Source organism: Pyrococcus kukulkanii, assembly GCF_041647995.1.
GTDB lineage: Archaea > Methanobacteriota_B > Thermococci > Thermococcales > Thermococcaceae > Pyrococcus.
Genome location: NZ_JARRIB010000003.1, coordinates 260746 through 276153, shown reverse-complemented (window position 1 = coordinate 276153; position 15408 = coordinate 260746). Strand labels below are relative to the sequence as shown.

The window sequence follows — 15408 nt, the reverse complement described above, 5'->3', positions numbered from 1 at the left end:
GCTTTCTCTATTAAACAAAAACTGTTATAAATGCCAAATTCGAAAATGTTTCGACGTAAAAATATTTTGGGGTGATTAAAATGGCTGAGCAGAAGAAGAGGAAGAGGGTAGTTATTCTTGGCGCAGCTGGAAGAGACTTCCACAACTTTAACGTCTTCTTCAGAGACAACCCCGAGTACGAGGTCGTGGCCTTTACAGCTACACAGATTCCAGACATTGAGGGGAGAGTTTACCCCCCAGAGCTCGCTGGTAAGCTTTATCCAAATGGAATCCCAATACTTCCCGAGGATGATCTTGAGAAGATAATCAAGGAGAAGGATGTTGACATTGTAGTGTTTGCCTATTCTGACGTCTCTCACGAGCACGTCATGCACTTGGCAAGCAGGGCTCACTCAGCTGGGGCCGATTTCTGGCTGTTAGGGCCAAAATCAACTATGCTTAAGTCTAGCAAGCCTGTCGTTGCAGTTACCGCAGTCAGAACCGGTTGTGGAAAGAGCCAGACCTCAAGGAAGGTCGCAAGGCTACTCCAAGAGATGGGCTTCAAGGTCGTAGCCGTGAGGCACCCAATGCCCTATGGAGACCTTAGAAAGCAGGTCGTCCAGAGGTTCGCTACATTCGAGGATCTTGACAAGCATGAGTGTACAATTGAGGAGAGGGAAGAGTACGAGCCCTATATCGAGCGCGGTATGGTTGTCTACGCGGGTGTTGACTATGAGAAGATCCTCAGGGAAGCAGAGAAAGAAGCTGACATAATCCTCTGGGATGGCGGAAACAACGACTTCCCGTTCTACGAGCCCGACCTCTGGATCGTAGTTACGGATCCACACAGACCGGGACACGAGTTGACCCACCACCCAGGCGAAACTAACTTCAGGAGCGCCGATGTAATTATAATCAACAAGATCGACTCAGCCCCACCAGAGAATATCCAGAAGATAAGGGAGAACATCGAGAAGATTAATCCAAACGCAATCGTTATCGAGGCGGCATCACCGATCTTCGTCGACAAGCCGGAGCTCATCAAAGGCAAGAGGGTTCTAGTGGTCGAGGACGGGCCAACACTAACCCACGGTGGAATGAGTTTTGGTGCAGGTTACATCGCAGCTAAGAAGTACGGAGCAAAGGAAATCGTTGATCCGAGGCCCTATGCTGTTGGCTCAATTATCGACACTTATAAGAAGTACCCACACCTCAGCAACATCTTGCCAGCAATGGGGTACGGTAAGAAGCAGATAAAGGAGCTTGAAGAAACAATAAACAGGGCTGACGCTGATGTAGTCATTATGGGAACCCCAGTCGACCTCAGGAGGTTCATGAACCTCAACAAGCCCGCAGTTAGGGTCAAGTATGAGCTTGAGGAGATCGGAACGCCCAAGCTCAAAGACATCCTTGAAGAGTGGGTCAAGAAGTGCGAGAAGCTCAAGAAGAAGGAATGATCCCAAACCTTTATCTATCCTTTTTCTAATTTCATTTCATGAAGCTCCTTGTAATTGCACCTTGCTTAATAACGCCTTTCTACGTCTACAGGGGACCAAAGGAAAAAGAATACATCGCATCAATAGGGGTAAGGGGGATAATATCGGAGCTAGACAAAGAGTGGCAAATTCTCTCGTATCCTTGTCCTGAATTCCTCCTTCTAAGGTGGCCAAGGCCCCCAATGAGCAAGGAAGTAATGGCTCACTTAGGAATGGAAAAGATTGTAAAGGATATAGCCGACTTTATAGGGAGGATAATAACCGAAGAAAAGCCCGAAAAAATTGTTTTTGTTGGAGTTAAAGGATCTCCAACATGTGGTGTTTTTACCACAACGTCAAGCAATCCAGAAGACTATGACTATTCTTCAATTCAAAGGTTCTTCTACCTTGGAAAGGAGGAGAGACTCAAGAGCTATAAGGAAATTATAGAGAAGGGAAACCTCAGGATCGTTAAAGGGAGTGGACTTCTCTTCACGGAACTTATGGAAAGATTTAGTAAGCTTCATAACGCACAATGGATTGAAATTGACAAGGACAATATCAAAGAAGGAATAGAATCGCTTAGAGAAGTTATCAGAGAAACCAGAAGGTAACCGAAAAACTAATTAACAACGTCCTCCAAGGATTTCACAATCTGAGGCTAAATCGTGATGGTAGTTAAAATTATGGTGATGCATGATGGTAATAGAGGAGGTCATAGAATCCGTATCTTCAATTCCAGATCCTTATATGAGGATAGTAACATACGGAAGGATAGGCGTGTTCCTCGCACGGGCAAACGACCCAAGGTATGAAAAGGTCTTCAAGCTTGCCTTCGAGGAACTATCGAAGATAGAAGATCCCTACCTTCTCTTAAGGGGTTTACTCGTTATAGGGTACTCAACGAGTTTAGCTGGATTTAAATCTTCCAAGAAAGCGTTTAGGGAAGTCATGATAAACTCCGAAATGCTACCTCCCGAGCTGAAAGACGCTATAAGGGCTGAAGCCGTTGAGTACCTTATTCTATTAAGAGAGCTTGAAGAGGCACTATTCTACGCTTTAGAAATAAAGAACAAGAAAATCAAAAACGAAAAGCTGCTTAAAATTTTAGAAAAGGCCCTCGATGAACTTGGAGGAGAGAAAATAAACGTAATCTACAAGAAAAGAAAGATAGAGCTCATACTTGAGGCAATAACGGATGAACCCTATAGATCGGAAGCAATAGTAAAAGCAATAAGACCGCTCCTTTCCGTGGGTGACTATAGGAGGGTAATTGAGCTTGTGCAGGAAATAAAGAGTAAACCATGGCTGAGACAAGCACTAACCGAGATCCTTATGTACCTAAAGCAGGAAAAAGGAGAGGGCGTTGAGGATCTTATAGGATTCTCTAAGGAATTATCAAAGAGAGTTAGAGAGGATATAAGGGAGGATATAGCGTATATCTTTGCTATCCATGGGTTTATCGACCACTCTATAGATATTATTAAGGAGATATCAAATCCAGAGTTCGTTCTTAAAGAAATATTTGAGGCACTTTTCATTAGAGACAAAGGAAAGTTCAAAGAGTTTTTAGCGAAACTGCCCGAGCATCTTCTAAAGTATTTAAAGAAGGATATACTAAAGATTTTGAAGGAAGGCGACGAAGACCTAAAAGGAATCGTTGATGTTCTAACCCAAAAGGAGGTCAGTGAGGATATTCTAGTTGGGGCCGTGAAGTACTATCTTTCAATTGATGACCTACAGAATGCCATGAAAATAATGTCGAATCTAAGAACAGAAAAAGCGAGGTCAATTGCCCTCGGATTCTTGGCTCACTACCTTATTAAAGTGGGAAACATTGGGGACGCCGTTGACGTAGTGCTCAGCATTAAGGATAGAGGGTTAGCCTCAAGGTTGGCCTCTGAAATACTCGTAAAAGTTGTGGAGGGGAGCCTACGTGAAGTTCCCGAGAGCATTCAGGAGGAGAGAGGAACTGGAGAACGTACAATTTCTCTATGAAGTCCTTGATAAAATGGCTAAAAATGGTGTTCTAAGGGAGGATGTGATTGAAGAAGTGTACTGGACACTGAAGAAATTACTAAAAGGAAAGTGTAACGATGACATACTCGAGGCCTTTGAAGAGATAGTAGCACTTAGAGCAACACTTAGCATGGAAAAGAACCCCGAAAAGCACCTAATAACTGCAAAGGAAATGCTCGCTAAATATTTGGAGGGATGAGTGATGGATGTAGTTAGGGTTACTACATCAAAGGAAATAGAAATTATTGACATAACCGAGAAGATTAGAGAGATCGTGGGGAAATCAGGAGTTGAAGACGGAATCGTAGTTGTATTTACCAGACACACCACCGCCGGAATAATCATTAATGAGAATGAAAGCGGTTTAATTAGCGACCTCGAAAAGACACTAGAAAAGCTTATCCCAAAAGGAGCAGGCTACAGTCACGACAGGGTAGACAACAATGCTCATTCCCACCTAAGAGCAATAATTCTGGGCTCAAGCGTTGTTATCCCAGTTGAGAACGGCAGGCTTGCCCTGGGGACATGGCAGAGCGTACTCTTCGTTGAGCTTGATGGGCCGAGGACGAGGGAAATATATGTAAAGGTCTGCAAGTGCTAGCCTCCACTCACGGGCGGGAAGATGCCAACAACATCTCCATCGTTGAGCTTCTCATCCCAGGAAACGTACCTGCCATTAACTGCTATGTTAACATCGGAATCCTCATCAAAACCTTCCCCGAAGACTTCCTCCCTGAACTTTGGGTGCCTCTTTTTAATTTCCTCTATTAGATCTTCCACGGTTGCCCCCTCTGAAAGCTCCAAAACCTCCTCATCGATTCCCGCGAGCATCCTGAACCTAGCTAGGTATTTTACCTTAACCTTCATAGCACCCACCTCCAAAGAAATATAAGGTTTAGCTAAAAGGAAAAGAGTGTAATCTCAACTTCCTCACCCTCGTCAAGGCTCTCAACGTTCTCAGGTATTTCTATGAAGCCATCCGCATCTATAAAGCTCGTTACGGCCCCACTACCCTTCAGTATGGGGACAGCGATGTTGCCTTCAAGCTTCACGGGCAAGAACTGCCTCCTCCCCTTTACCGAAAACACCTTGTGCTTTAACTTGGCTTTGACCTTCTTTACTTTACCCTCTCTTCCCAGGGACTTCAAAAGGAGAGGAGCAACTAGTAACGTGAAGTTCGTTAAGCAACTCGTCGGATACCCGGGAAGGCCAAATATGGGCTTGCCCCTAACTATGCCTATTATGGTCGGCTTTCCAGGCTGGATTGCTATTCCATGAACCTTAACTTCCCCAAGCTCCTCTATTACTGAGGCAGTGAGATCCCTCATTCCCCCGCTTGCCCCTCCGCTGAGAATTATCAAGTCGGCAACTTCAATTGCCCTTTCTATGAGCTCCTTCAGGCTGTCCCTGTTGTCCTGGGCTATTCCAATGAAAATTCCCTCTCCGCCTAGCTCATTTATAGCATCGGTTATTGCCCTCCCGTTTATGTCGTATATCTGGCCCGGCTTAAGCTCCTGTCCCGGGAGCACAACTTCGTTGCCAGTGCTTATCACGGCCACTCTCGGCCTCTTAAAGACCCTAACCTTGTGGATGCCAACCGCAGAGAGAAGGGCCGTCTCCTTGAACGTGAGCTTCGTTCCCTTCTTAATCAACAACTTCCCTTTCTCTATATCCGCCCCCTTCTTCATGACGCCTAGCCCGGGATAAGCTGGTTTTTGAATTATGATTTCATCGTTGACCCTTTCAACGTCCTCGAACTGTATTACAGCATCGGCATTCTTTGGCAACATTGCCCCCGTGGAAATGTACACTGTCTCACCTTTCCCGAGCTCTATCGAAGGGACTTCTCCGGCATGAACTTCCCCAACGACCTTGAGATTAACAGGGCTAGCCTCGCTCGCCATGAAGGTATCTTCGGCCCTAACGGCGTATCCATCCACGGTGGCCCTGTCAAAGGGAGGGACATCTGTCGGGGAGTACACGTCTTCGGCCACTATCCTTCCGAGAGCATTGGCAAGATCAACTTCCTCAACCTTAATAGGGAGTTTAAATGAGAGAACTACCTTGAGGGCCTCTTCAAGTGGAATTACCTTCAAGAACGCCATTCCTGCACCCCGAGCTAAAGGTTTATAAAAACCATTATTAGGTCTTTCTATTGAGCATGCCGGGGTAGCCTAGCCAGGGAAGGCGCGGGACTCGAGATCCCGTGGGCGTTCGCCCACCGGGGTTCAAATCCCCGCCCCGGCGCCACCTGCCGAGCTTCAGTTGATAGGGCAATTCTTCCCCGAATAAGACATGCCTCAGTACCTTACCGGACTTTATAACATCCATTTTTTCGAGCACTTCAACTACATCAGGGTCCAATGTAATGTGCAAGTCAGTCTTTTTATGGCGCCTTTCCATTACCATGTTGGAGGTTTTGGGTTATGAGGATACTCTTCATTTCCGACTTACACTACACCCCTGAGACGTTCCATGGGATCTATCAAGGGCTGGCATGGTCATGGCTCCTCGATATTGTATACCGCACGGAGCCAGACCTAATCCTATCGGCGGGAGACTGGGACAAGGGAATATCAAGGGAAGAGTTTAAGGAACTGCTTAGGGAAGTCCCCGTCCTCTCCATCTACGGCAACCACGAGAATATGGAAGTCTTAAAGCAGTTAAGGAATCCTTTGCTTGAAAACAAGCCAGTTCTCATCGAGGATGGAGAGGTAGTTGAAGTTAAAGGGATAAGGATCTCCGGGATAAGCGGTGTGCTAAGCAAGTCTGGAAAGCCAAAGAGAGGAGTCCCCAGGAAAACGGAAGAAGAGTACATGGAGATCTGCGGGAGATTCAAGCCAGTAAACTTCCTGCTGATTCACGAAGCCCCAGCAATTCCAGAGTTTGAGGGCATAATAAGGCTAAACCCACACACGAAGACCGTTTTAGAGTGCCTCAAGAGAGTGAAAGCAGATCTAATCCTAGGAGGCCACATCCACGAAACTCCCTACACCATCCACTTGGGAGAGTTCAAGTACTTAAGGGTCGATTCCAGCCAGAGGCATAGAGCTTATGGAGTAATAGACACGGAAGAAAGGAGGGTAGAGGTGTTCATTGACAAAAAGAAGGTTAAGGAGTTCGAGTACTAATCCGTCGTGACGACTACGGAATCCTTCTCAACGATTATGGTGTGCTCAAACTGAGTCACCATCCCGTTCCTTATCTCTTTAAGTATTGGATAGCCGTAGAGGGCCCCAGCCTTCTCCAAGCTCCTCAGAGCGAGCTTTAGCTGGCCCTCGGGCATCTCTCCCTGGAGCCACCTGTACGCAAAGGGCAAGGTTTTGTACTCCCTCTTTATCTTCGCAAGGAGAAATCTAGCCTGAGCCATCCTGACGGGAGCGTCCCTCACGTACATGTATATCAAGATGGGGGGAACCTCTATCACTTGACCAGCGCCGGTTGTCGCGAAGGGCTCTATCGCAAAAACGTCTCCCTCCTTGAGGACGTAGTTGTCGTGGGGCCTGTATATATTGGGGATGCTTATTCCGGCGTGAAGCTTGTACCTCTCTATCTTGTGGCCAGTAAGGTTAACTATCGGGTTGAAGCCTCTCTTCCTTATCTCATTCTCTATCGCCCTGCCAAGCTCCTTTATCTCAACACCGGCCCTTGCCACCGATATAGCACTCTCCAAGGCTTCCTTTGCTGCTTCCATGAGTTCATCAAACTCTCCTCCAACCTTGACTGTTACAGCCGTGTCCGCTATGTAGCCGTCAATGTGAACCCCGATGTCTATCTTAAGGTAGTCCCCCTCTTTTAGGGTTGTACCATCACCTTTGTAGGGCGTGTAGTGGGCGGCAACCTCGTTGAGAGATAAGTTGACGGGAAAAGCCGGTTTCCCGCCGAGCTCAACTATCATGCCTTCAATCTTCTCGGCAAGCTCAAGAAGTGGAACTCCGGGCTTTGCCATTTTTATTGCCTCTTCCCTCACCTTCTTGGCTATCTTCCCAGCTTCGATGAGCTTTTCAACGTCCATTAGACCACCCTAATTTGAAGTTTGCAATGAGTATAAAAAGGTTACAACAACTCTTTTATTAACTCGTTGAGTCTCTTTCCGGTGAACAACTCGAGTATTCTTGCCAATGGCTTAGGGAACTTGACTGTAAAGACCTCAGAAGGTTTTGAAAACGCTGAGAGGATATCCCTTCTCCCGTGATCTTCGAGCATGTAATCCAAGAACAAGTCAATGCCCCTGGCAGTGCTTAGTATTTCCAGTGCCTCCTCGTCTATCTTTCCTCTTTTTATACTCTCTTCAGCCTCCCTAATTTTCTGATCACTTAAGCCTAGGGCATCATAATAAGCCCTTTTAAACTTCTCTCTAAGAGCCCTGACAGCTTCCTGGGTTTTCGCCCTTCTCTTGAGGGTTATTCCATTGATTATAAGCTCATCCTTTGCAAACCTCGGCGTGAAAAGTGGAAGTGGATAGTCCTCGAAGCAGTAGGGCAGGAAAGCAGTGCTCATGCTTTTAGCACCTTCCTTGTATAGAGCCTCTATCTCCTCGTCGAACTTATGGCAGAATATCGCCTTATAATCTGCTAAAGTTATTGCCTCCTTCTTCTCAAGTTTTTCCTTTATAACATCGATGACCTCTGGACAGTCAAGGAATGCATCAAACATTATGAGCTCGTGGAACTTCAGGACGATCTCAGGAGGAAACTCCTGAATGGCCTTTATGGGGTAGTCAAAGACCACATGCCTAAAGTCAAGTGTGTTGACCTCGGCCCCGATTCTGAGGAAGACGTCATCTTTCACCTTGAAAAGGCCCACGTACGTAAAGAAGAAGGCTTCAGGGGTTTCGAAGTTAGATGTGACAGCTTTTTCAAACAGCAAATCCACAATTTCCCCAGGAACTCCAACCTTCCCCGCGTGAACTTTAACCAGCATCTTAAGGAAGGCGTGAAGGTAGGGGATATCCTCAACCCTTATCGGCTTCTCGTGCTCATATATAAGAACGTACTTCCTGCCGAGTTCGTCAACTTTGAAAGTCTTCCTCTCCTGGATGGATTCAATGTTCGATATGGCATCCTTAAGTATAATATATGCCCTATCCTCTATAATTCCTCTCGAGTGTAACTCCTCAATTAATTCTCGGAGCGCCTTAGCTAGTAGCCTCTTGAGGACTGCCGATGGAGAAGTTTCGTGCTTCAACGCCAGTGCGTGTAGCTTAACCCATAGGGGGAATGGAATCCTCATGGAGAACGGCCTGAGGGCTAGTTCACCTTCCAGCTCCTTAAGATAATCCCTCTTCATTGCTCCGAGGAGATCCTTTGCCTCGGCAAACTTGCCCTCCTTTGCAAGCTTAGTTGCATATTCCTGGGCCTCTTCTCTCGTTAGCAGGAGAGCCCTCTTTGAGGTGGCATCGTAATAGGGAACCCTGCCAGTTAAGGCCGCAACGTACTCAAGATCCTTCATATTCTCGTATTTTATCTCGTCCAAATTTTTGTATTTCATTGGAATACACCACCTGTAATTTAATAGAAAGGTATTTAAGTGTTTCTGAGGGATCTATGGATATGACCACGGTTAGGGTTCTAACGCCCCAGGAAGTCAAGAAGAACTACCAGAACTGGGAGGAGATCCTGGAAGAGGAGGGCTGGTGGTTTGAAAATGGGGAGATTGTAGTTGTGGAAAAAGATGATAAGATTGAAGAGCTTAAGACTATCCTCCATGAGGTCTTCGAATTCTACCTCGAGGTCTATTTTGGCTTCAAGCATGAAGAAGCCCACGGGCTTGCCCTAAAGCTGGAAGATGCTATTGACATTTTTCTAACAAAATGTGACCGAAAAATTTATATAACATAAGATTTAGATTACATTTAGGGAGATTTGAGATATTACAGCATCTCCCCATACATAAGTTACGGAGGGTTGGGTATGAAGGCCGCCGTGCTGGTTGATTTGGAAAATGTTGTCCTCGGGTTGAGGGATCTATACGGGGAGGACGCAAGGCTTGACAGGGATGTAAACTGGAAGGCCCTCTTTATGTACCTGGAGGGCCTTGGCTACGAAGTCGTCATTGCGAGAGGCTTCGCCAGCCCGTTCTACCTGGGTAAGCTTGATCAGATTAACAACCTCGAGAGAGCTGGAATCCATGTGGAGCTGACACCCTCGTTTAAGGCCGGGGACAGAGTGAAGACGCTAACTGACTCAGAAATGATAGTAGAGGGAATGAGCGTACTCTACGAACGTCCCTTCATTGAGGCGCTCATCATAATCTCTGGGGATAAAGACTTCGTGCCCCTAGCTGACAAGGCAAGGGAGCTCGGGAAAGAGGTCCTCTTCGCGGGGTTCATGCACACCATGGCAAGGGTAATAACGGAGAGGTACGGGGTCATAGACCTCGCCCAGTTCACTAGTGAAAGATTAGAGGTAGGAGGTGTTAAGAATGAAGTCATCGCTTCGCTCTAGGCTCGTCGGCGGGCTGTGGGGCATTGTAGTGGGGGATGCCTTTGGGCTGAGCTTCCAGTTCGTGTCGAAGAGCAAGATGAGGGAAATGTTCAAGAGTCCATGGGACATAAAGATGATGAGTGGGCTCTGGAGCGATGATTCATCCTTGACATTAGCCACAGCCCACGCCCTGACCGAGGGATATGACGTTGAGAGGATAGCCAAGAATTTCGTGGAGTGGTACTATAACGGAAAGTTCACTCCAAGGGGCTATGCCTTCGACGAAGGCTACACTACGTCAAGGGCCATAGAAAGGATTGCCAAAGGAGTTGAGCCCTTGAAGGCTGGAGGCAGGGGAGAGTGGGACAACGGAAACGGCTCGCTGATGAGGATCCTCCCGGCTGTGTACTACGCCTACTTTAAGCTCGACTCGCTTGAAGAGAGGCTCAACCTGATCCATGAGGTCTCCATGATAACTCACGCCCACCCGAGGGCGCTGATGGGGTGTGGAATTTATGCTCTCACGGTCTGGGAGATCCTGGAGGGCCTTGATAAGTTTGAAGCATATGAAAGGGCCATTGAAACCGCCAAGGAATTCTACTCTAAGGAGCCCTTTAAGGAGGAGCTTAAGCGCTATAGGAGGGTGCTGGAGGGGAGGATACACGAGTACCACAGGGAGGAGATAAGGGGCAGTGGATATGTTGTTCATACACTTGAAGCAAGCCTCTGGGCATTCCTGAGGAGTGAAAGCTATGAGGAGGGGGTAAGGGAGGTAGTATTTCTGGGAGAAGATGCTGATACCACTGGGGCAGTAACGGGAGGGCTTGCCGGGACTTACTACGGGATAAAGGGTATTCCCAGGGAATGGCTGATAAAGGTGGAGAACAAGGAGCTTGTTGGGTGGATAATTGAGGGGTTTGTGAATCATATACTCTCAAAACGTTAACTTTTAATATTTATTGTATAATTTAGGTAATAACATTCGAAGGTGAATCCAATGGAGTTACTAAATTTAAAGGTAGAAAAGGTGAGAGTGCTTGAGCTTATGAGATCCTCGCTAGAACTTGATAACTACTACCTACCTCCCTTCCAAAGAGACTATGTATGGGATGAAGATGATGTGAAATCTATGGTAGATTCAATGATTCGCGGATATCCAATAGGATCTATTATCTTATGGGCACCCTCAAGTGAAGAATTCATAAAAGAAAATCCCTTTTCTCTCCCACTAGCCGATATAACAATTAACCATGGAGGAAAATATTATTATGTCCTCGATGGACAACAAAGATTGACTTCATTACTCCTCCTGTTTAGAGAATGGAGAATTACAAGGAATGGAGAGGAGATATCCCTAAAAGTCCCAATTTCGATAGCCCCAGCCCCAGATGGAGGATATAAGTTATACAAGAGCAAAAAGAGGGGGGTAGACTTATCGAAACTATTGAAGATAGCTCTTAACCCCTTTGATAGTGATTCACAAAATTACTTACGGAAATATGAACAAGAGTACATTGAAAAAGCAAGAAGATTTGCTTCAAAAATAGCAACTTACGAACTCCCTATATATATAATAGAGACACAGAAAGAAAGTGAAGAAACCATTCTCGAAATGGCAGAGGCTTTTATAAGGATAAACAAGGAAGGAGTTAGAATAGGAAACGTAGAACTTATGCTATCTTTGATGACCAGCGTACTTGGTGGAAAAGTAAAACATGCAATATCAAGAGGAATATACAGGAAAATTCGCAAAACTTTTGGGTTTGAAGTAGACATTCAACCGATAATAAGGTTTATATTAGCAAACCTTGGAATAAATCAAGCCCAAATTTCAAAAGTAGATAAGTTTGCAAAGGCCTTGAAACAGATATCAGAGGATGAGAGGATACATAAAACAGATATTGTTTTAGAAAAATCATCAGAAGCTTTCACCCTTACTATAGAACTCATAGCAAGAAGACTTCCACTACCAAGCTCCCAGCTACTGCCTTCTCAAATAACTCTAGTCCCGGTTGCAAGATATATATACTTACAAGATATAAATGAGCTATCACAACTTAGTAATGAAGAAGAAAGAAAGATATTAAACTGGTTTATACTCGCCAACTTTACAAGTTACTATAGCACTTGGACAAGTTCCAAATTAGAGCAGGATCTCAAAGTGATATCATCTGCCTCAACGTTCCCTTACAATGAACTCCTAAAAAACATGAAGAGCAGGAATTACCCAACTGAAATAACTAAGCAGATGATACTGAAAGGTAGGGAGGAGAATACCCTAAAAAGAAGTGGAAGGAATTACATATTTCTCCTTTATATTGCTCTTGCTAACAATAATGCAGATGATTGGAACGGGCAGTTAATATCCTCAATCAGCTATGAAGAATTAACACGTCACCATATATTCCCTAAGAAATTTCTCGAGGAAAACTTGGAAGTGGAAGATCCTGAGAGAAGAGACATTGAAATAAACAACCTTGGAAACATAACCCTAATAAATAAGGCCATAAACTCCGAAATAGGGGATTCTCCACCACAGGAGTACCTCCCTCAGAGGCATAGAGAATCCCTAGAGAAACATTTTATCCCATATGAGCCAGAATTATGGAAACTTGAAAACTACGATGAATTTTTGAATACAAGGATGACATTGTTATATAGAGCTTTAAAAAACATATATCCCGAAATAATTAAATAAAGGAGTCCTGGACAATTGTTTCTCTCTTTGTTTCTTTCATAGTTTCGGTAGTTTCATTATGGCTTGTTTATACTTTCGCAAAGGCGGCAAATGAGGCGTTTAAGGATTACGCTAGAGACGTTTGCAAAAGTAACGATTAGTAGGAGGGAGAATTCATGAAAACCGCTAAAAAGCGAGATGTAATAAAGAAAATTCATCAATTAGATAAGGAAGACATAAAATACGCCATTAAGAAAATCGATGAGATAGGAATACCGATTTATAATGGCAAGGAATACCCAGTAAAATACGTAGTTTCCATAGCTGGAGAACGCAAGTTTGGAGAACAACTGCCAACAAGAGAGTACACACCTAAGGATGTAATTCCTCACCTAAAAAAGCTTGGATTTGAAATTAAAAAGCTTGATGATAAAGAAGATAATACCCCTAATAAAGAAGAGCAGATATATAAAGTTACTCTATATGCCCTATTGTCGGTGAAAAGTCAGATCATTCTCTATGGTCCCCCAGGAACTGGAAAGACTTGGCTCGCTCTAAAATACGTAAAAGATGCCACCAGAGAAGATGTCCCTGGGAATAAATGGGAGTTCATAACCTTCCATCAATCTTACAGTTATGAAGAGTTTGTTGAGGGATTCAGACCAAGAACAGAAAACGGTCAGATAACCTACGTCATCGAGGACGGAATATTCAAGAAACTGGCCCTTAGAGCAATCCTCGAAGCAATAAAAAATAAAGGGCTCTTAACTGAAGACGAAATCGGGGAATTAGAAAATTATCTCAGAAATTACTCCACCGATTATTCCCGATATAATAAGTTGAAGCAAAAATTATGGAACGCCCTACTATCGTTATCAAAAGAGGAAAGGGAAGAGCTCTTCAAAGATGCTCCCACCTTCTACCTCATAATCGACGAGATCAACAGGGGGAATATAAGCAGAATCTTCGGTGAGCTTATTACCCTCCTCGAAAGGGACAAAAGGCTGGGTCAAGAGAATGAAGTCATCGTTACACTCCCTTACTCGAGAGAACCCTTTGGAGTGCCACCGAACCTCTACATAATCGGGACGATGAACACTGCAGATAGGAGCATTGCCTTAATAGACATTGCCCTGAGGAGGAGGTTTGCGTTCATTGAAGTAGAACCGGAGCCAGAGAAACTAAAGGGTAACGTTATCGAAGGCATTAATCTCGCTAAACTCTTGGAAAGCTTGAACAAGAAAATCGAAGCCTTAAAGGACAGGGATCACAGGATAGGCCATAGCTACTTCATCAACATCAACACTAGGGAAGAGCTCCACAGGGTCTGGTACCAAGAGATAATCCCCTTACTGCAAGAGTACTTCTACAACGACTGGGAGAGCCTGAAGTCCATCCTGGGGGACTTCATCGAAGAAGAGAAAGTCAAAACACCATTCGGTGAGAGGTCAATTTACAGAATAAAACATCTAGAAGGAAAGGACTTCATCAACGCCCTCAAGAGAATAGTGGAGGATGAGTAATGCCTTCCATAACACTTTTTGAACACGAACCCAGGGAAGTTGATGAGAGCGTTAGGGAGGCAATAAAACTCATTAACAGAGCTCTCCCGCGTCCAACTTCGACATCAAACGACAGCCCCCAGGAGGAGTTCACCGAGGAGAACGGCTTCCTCCAAGTAACGGCCGAAGGGATAAAGGCCAAGCACTACGTGGGCTTCGCTTTTGCCGGAGATTTGTCAATTCAAGTGCTCCCAAAGGTCTTTAAATCCTGGGGAGAGCTTGACGCTATCATCGGTTTAATGAAGATGCTGAACGTTTCCTACGGCCTCAACATTTACGATGTGGATCTTGCAACCTTCAAATCCCTTAAAGCCCCCAGGGACATCTTTGAAGTTCTAGTTTTCCTGTACGCAAAGAGCCTATGGGAGGAAATCCTGAAGGGCCACCACAGGGAGTACGTTCAGAGGGTATCGGAGGAAAAGTTCCTTAGGGGAAAGCTACTCGTTGGGAGGCAGATACTAAAGCTGCCGCACAAGATGCACGAGTTCACAGTCGAGATCCATGAGTTCACCCAGGACAACCTCCTAAACCAGATATTCTACTTCACGACGAGGTTTGCCCTCTCCAAAACTAGATGGGAAGGAAATAGAAGGTTACTGGAATCGTTGATGTTGGTCTTCGCAGACGTAACCCCCAAGAGGATTACTCCTAGGGACTTCGAGAGGGTTCACTTCACGAGGCTGAACGAGAGATTTAGGAAGCCATTCAACCTAGCTAAGATCATCCTGGGCTCAATCGCCGAAGGTGGGGAGAGCGTTGGAGGGTTCTTCGTGGACATGAACGAGCTCTTTGAGAGGTTCATATTGTGGGCTTTGAGGAGTTCCGGCTTCAGAGTTCACTATCAAAGGGAGTTCTGGTTCGTTAAAGATGTGCTAAAGGCGAGGCCCGACTACGTAATTGAGGGCGTTGGAGTTGCCGATGCAAAGTACAGGGAGTGGAACGCTGAGCCAGACATTTTAAGGCAGATCTACGTTTACTCGAAGATCTTGGAGTTTCAAGGAGAAGAAGGTAGAGCATTCCTGATATTCCCCAGGACGGAGGGGTTTAATAAAGATTTAGAGCCCCAGGAACTTGAATTCTTCGATGATAGCAGGGTCAAAATTTTGCCTTATGACCTTGAAGTACTAAGGGAGGGCTACCTTGACCTCAACTTTAGGAATTATTTCAATAATCAAGAGTAATTTTTCACTTGATATAAGAGCACTTTTTATAAATGAGTTACAATAACTCTTGTTATGGAGCACGTGCTGAAGCCTCCTCGGAGGGTTGAT

At 45.2% G+C, this 15408-nt stretch carries 16 protein-coding genes and 1 tRNA gene; 13 read left to right on the top strand and 4 right to left on the bottom strand.

Annotated elements, in window-relative coordinates; all coding sequences use genetic code 11:
* The first annotated feature begins 80 nt into the window (after nucleotides 1-80).
* From P8X24_RS07750 to P8X24_RS07730, 5 genes are all read left to right on the top strand, one after another.
* Nucleotides 81-1436 (top strand): cyclic 2,3-diphosphoglycerate synthase, encoded by a 1356-nt coding sequence (locus P8X24_RS07750; protein ID WP_372915088.1) that lies wholly within the window; start codon nucleotides 81-83, stop codon nucleotides 1434-1436.
* A gap of 38 nt (nucleotides 1437-1474) precedes the next feature.
* Nucleotides 1475-2068, top strand: a complete 594-nt coding sequence (locus tag P8X24_RS07745) for a hypothetical protein (RefSeq protein WP_372915086.1) — start codon at nucleotides 1475-1477, stop codon at nucleotides 2066-2068.
* Nucleotides 2069-2153: 85 nt separating this feature from the next.
* Nucleotides 2154-3452 (top strand): hypothetical protein, encoded by a 1299-nt coding sequence (locus P8X24_RS07740; RefSeq protein WP_372915084.1) that lies wholly within the window; start codon nucleotides 2154-2156, stop codon nucleotides 3450-3452.
* Nucleotides 3391-3672 carry a hypothetical protein gene (locus tag P8X24_RS07735; RefSeq protein WP_372915082.1) on the top strand — a complete coding sequence of 94 codons (282 nt, stop codon included), beginning with the start codon at nucleotides 3391-3393 and terminating at the stop codon, nucleotides 3670-3672. The genes P8X24_RS07740 and P8X24_RS07735 overlap by 62 nt, the downstream gene beginning before the upstream one ends.
* 3 nt (nucleotides 3673-3675) lie before the next feature.
* On the top strand, nucleotides 3676-4074 hold the full coding sequence (locus tag P8X24_RS07730) for a secondary thiamine-phosphate synthase enzyme YjbQ (RefSeq protein WP_372915080.1): 399 nt from the start codon (nucleotides 3676-3678) through the stop codon (nucleotides 4072-4074).
* Here P8X24_RS07730 and P8X24_RS07725 read toward each other — a convergent pair.
* Together P8X24_RS07725 and P8X24_RS07720 are read right to left on the bottom strand one after the other, a co-directional pair.
* Nucleotides 4071-4340 carry a ubiquitin-like small modifier protein 1 gene (locus tag P8X24_RS07725; RefSeq protein ID WP_372915078.1) on the bottom strand — a complete coding sequence of 90 codons (270 nt, stop codon included), beginning with the start codon at nucleotides 4338-4340 and terminating at the stop codon, nucleotides 4071-4073. The two genes, P8X24_RS07730 and P8X24_RS07725, sit on opposite strands and share 4 nt — an antisense overlap.
* Before the next feature lie 32 nt (nucleotides 4341-4372).
* Nucleotides 4373-5578 carry a molybdenum cofactor synthesis domain-containing protein gene (locus P8X24_RS07720; protein ID WP_372915076.1) on the bottom strand — a complete coding sequence of 402 codons (1206 nt, stop codon included), beginning with the start codon at nucleotides 5576-5578 and terminating at the stop codon, nucleotides 4373-4375.
* Nucleotides 5579-5636: 58 nt separating this feature from the next.
* On the opposite strand from P8X24_RS07720, the gene P8X24_RS07715 reads away from it, so the two are divergent.
* Both P8X24_RS07715 and P8X24_RS07710 read left to right on the top strand, forming a co-directional pair.
* Nucleotides 5637-5723, top strand: a tRNA-Ser gene (locus tag P8X24_RS07715).
* Nucleotides 5724-5899: 176 nt separating this feature from the next.
* The gene (locus P8X24_RS07710) at nucleotides 5900-6604 is read left to right on the top strand and encodes a metallophosphoesterase family protein (protein WP_372915074.1); all 705 of its coding nucleotides are present in this window, start codon (nucleotides 5900-5902) and stop codon (nucleotides 6602-6604) included.
* Here P8X24_RS07710 and map read toward each other — a convergent pair.
* Both map and P8X24_RS07700 read right to left on the bottom strand, forming a co-directional pair.
* Nucleotides 6601-7488, bottom strand: coding sequence for a type II methionyl aminopeptidase (map, locus tag P8X24_RS07705; RefSeq protein ID WP_372915072.1), 888 nt, complete (start codon nucleotides 7486-7488; stop codon nucleotides 6601-6603). The genes P8X24_RS07710 and map overlap by 4 nt on opposite strands.
* 41 nt (nucleotides 7489-7529) lie before the next feature.
* Nucleotides 7530-8963 carry a hypothetical protein gene (locus P8X24_RS07700; protein ID WP_372915070.1) on the bottom strand — a complete coding sequence of 478 codons (1434 nt, stop codon included), beginning with the start codon at nucleotides 8961-8963 and terminating at the stop codon, nucleotides 7530-7532.
* Nucleotides 8964-9025: 62 nt separating this feature from the next.
* Here P8X24_RS07700 and P8X24_RS07695 point away from each other — a divergent pair, with 62 nt between their 5' ends.
* From P8X24_RS07695 to P8X24_RS07670, 6 genes are all read left to right on the top strand, one after another.
* Nucleotides 9026-9313, top strand: coding sequence for a hypothetical protein (locus P8X24_RS07695; protein WP_372915068.1), 288 nt, complete (start codon nucleotides 9026-9028; stop codon nucleotides 9311-9313).
* A gap of 84 nt (nucleotides 9314-9397) precedes the next feature.
* On the top strand, nucleotides 9398-9919 hold the full coding sequence (locus tag P8X24_RS07690; RefSeq protein ID WP_372915066.1) for an NYN domain-containing protein: 522 nt from the start codon (nucleotides 9398-9400) through the stop codon (nucleotides 9917-9919).
* On the top strand, nucleotides 9897-10844 hold the full coding sequence (locus tag P8X24_RS07685; RefSeq protein ID WP_372915064.1) for an ADP-ribosylglycohydrolase family protein: 948 nt from the start codon (nucleotides 9897-9899) through the stop codon (nucleotides 10842-10844). The genes P8X24_RS07690 and P8X24_RS07685 overlap by 23 nt, the downstream gene beginning before the upstream one ends.
* A gap of 51 nt (nucleotides 10845-10895) precedes the next feature.
* On the top strand, nucleotides 10896-12596 hold the full coding sequence (locus P8X24_RS07680) for a GmrSD restriction endonuclease domain-containing protein (protein WP_372915062.1): 1701 nt from the start codon (nucleotides 10896-10898) through the stop codon (nucleotides 12594-12596).
* 155 nt (nucleotides 12597-12751) lie between these two features.
* Entirely contained in the window at nucleotides 12752-14098 is a 1347-nt protein-coding gene (locus P8X24_RS07675) for an McrB family protein (protein ID WP_372915060.1), read from the top strand.
* Nucleotides 14098-15318, top strand: a complete 1221-nt coding sequence (locus P8X24_RS07670) for an McrC family protein (RefSeq protein WP_372915058.1) — start codon at nucleotides 14098-14100, stop codon at nucleotides 15316-15318. Before P8X24_RS07675 ends, P8X24_RS07670 begins: the two co-directional genes overlap by 1 nt.
* Nucleotides 15319-15408 lie beyond the last annotated feature (90 nt).

What these genes read in the sequence shown, in the direction of transcription:
- P8X24_RS07720 (WP_372915076.1), bottom strand. Translation starts at nt 5,578, where the DNA reads ATGGCGTTCTTGAAGGTAATTCCACTTGAAGAGGCCCTCAAGGTAGTT.
- P8X24_RS07680 (WP_372915062.1), top strand. Translation starts at nt 10,896, where the DNA reads ATGGAGTTACTAAATTTAAAGGTAGAAAAGGTGAGAGTGCTTGAGCTT.
- P8X24_RS07745 (WP_372915086.1), top strand. Translation starts at nt 1,475, where the DNA reads ATGAAGCTCCTTGTAATTGCACCTTGCTTAATAACGCCTTTCTACGTC.
- P8X24_RS07670 (WP_372915058.1), top strand. Translation starts at nt 14,098, where the DNA reads ATGCCTTCCATAACACTTTTTGAACACGAACCCAGGGAAGTTGATGAG.
- P8X24_RS07700 (WP_372915070.1), bottom strand. Translation starts at nt 8,963, where the DNA reads ATGAAATACAAAAATTTGGACGAGATAAAATACGAGAATATGAAGGAT.
- P8X24_RS07725 (WP_372915078.1), bottom strand. Translation starts at nt 4,340, where the DNA reads ATGAAGGTTAAGGTAAAATACCTAGCTAGGTTCAGGATGCTCGCGGGA.
- P8X24_RS07695 (WP_372915068.1), top strand. Translation starts at nt 9,026, where the DNA reads ATGACCACGGTTAGGGTTCTAACGCCCCAGGAAGTCAAGAAGAACTAC.
- P8X24_RS07685 (WP_372915064.1), top strand. Translation starts at nt 9,897, where the DNA reads ATGAAGTCATCGCTTCGCTCTAGGCTCGTCGGCGGGCTGTGGGGCATT.
- map (WP_372915072.1), bottom strand. Translation starts at nt 7,488, where the DNA reads ATGGACGTTGAAAAGCTCATCGAAGCTGGGAAGATAGCCAAGAAGGTG.
- P8X24_RS07740 (WP_372915084.1), top strand. Translation starts at nt 2,154, where the DNA reads ATGGTAATAGAGGAGGTCATAGAATCCGTATCTTCAATTCCAGATCCT.
- P8X24_RS07730 (WP_372915080.1), top strand. Translation starts at nt 3,676, where the DNA reads ATGGATGTAGTTAGGGTTACTACATCAAAGGAAATAGAAATTATTGAC.
- P8X24_RS07750 (WP_372915088.1), top strand. Translation starts at nt 81, where the DNA reads ATGGCTGAGCAGAAGAAGAGGAAGAGGGTAGTTATTCTTGGCGCAGCT.
- P8X24_RS07675 (WP_372915060.1), top strand. Translation starts at nt 12,752, where the DNA reads ATGAAAACCGCTAAAAAGCGAGATGTAATAAAGAAAATTCATCAATTA.
- P8X24_RS07710 (WP_372915074.1), top strand. Translation starts at nt 5,900, where the DNA reads ATGAGGATACTCTTCATTTCCGACTTACACTACACCCCTGAGACGTTC.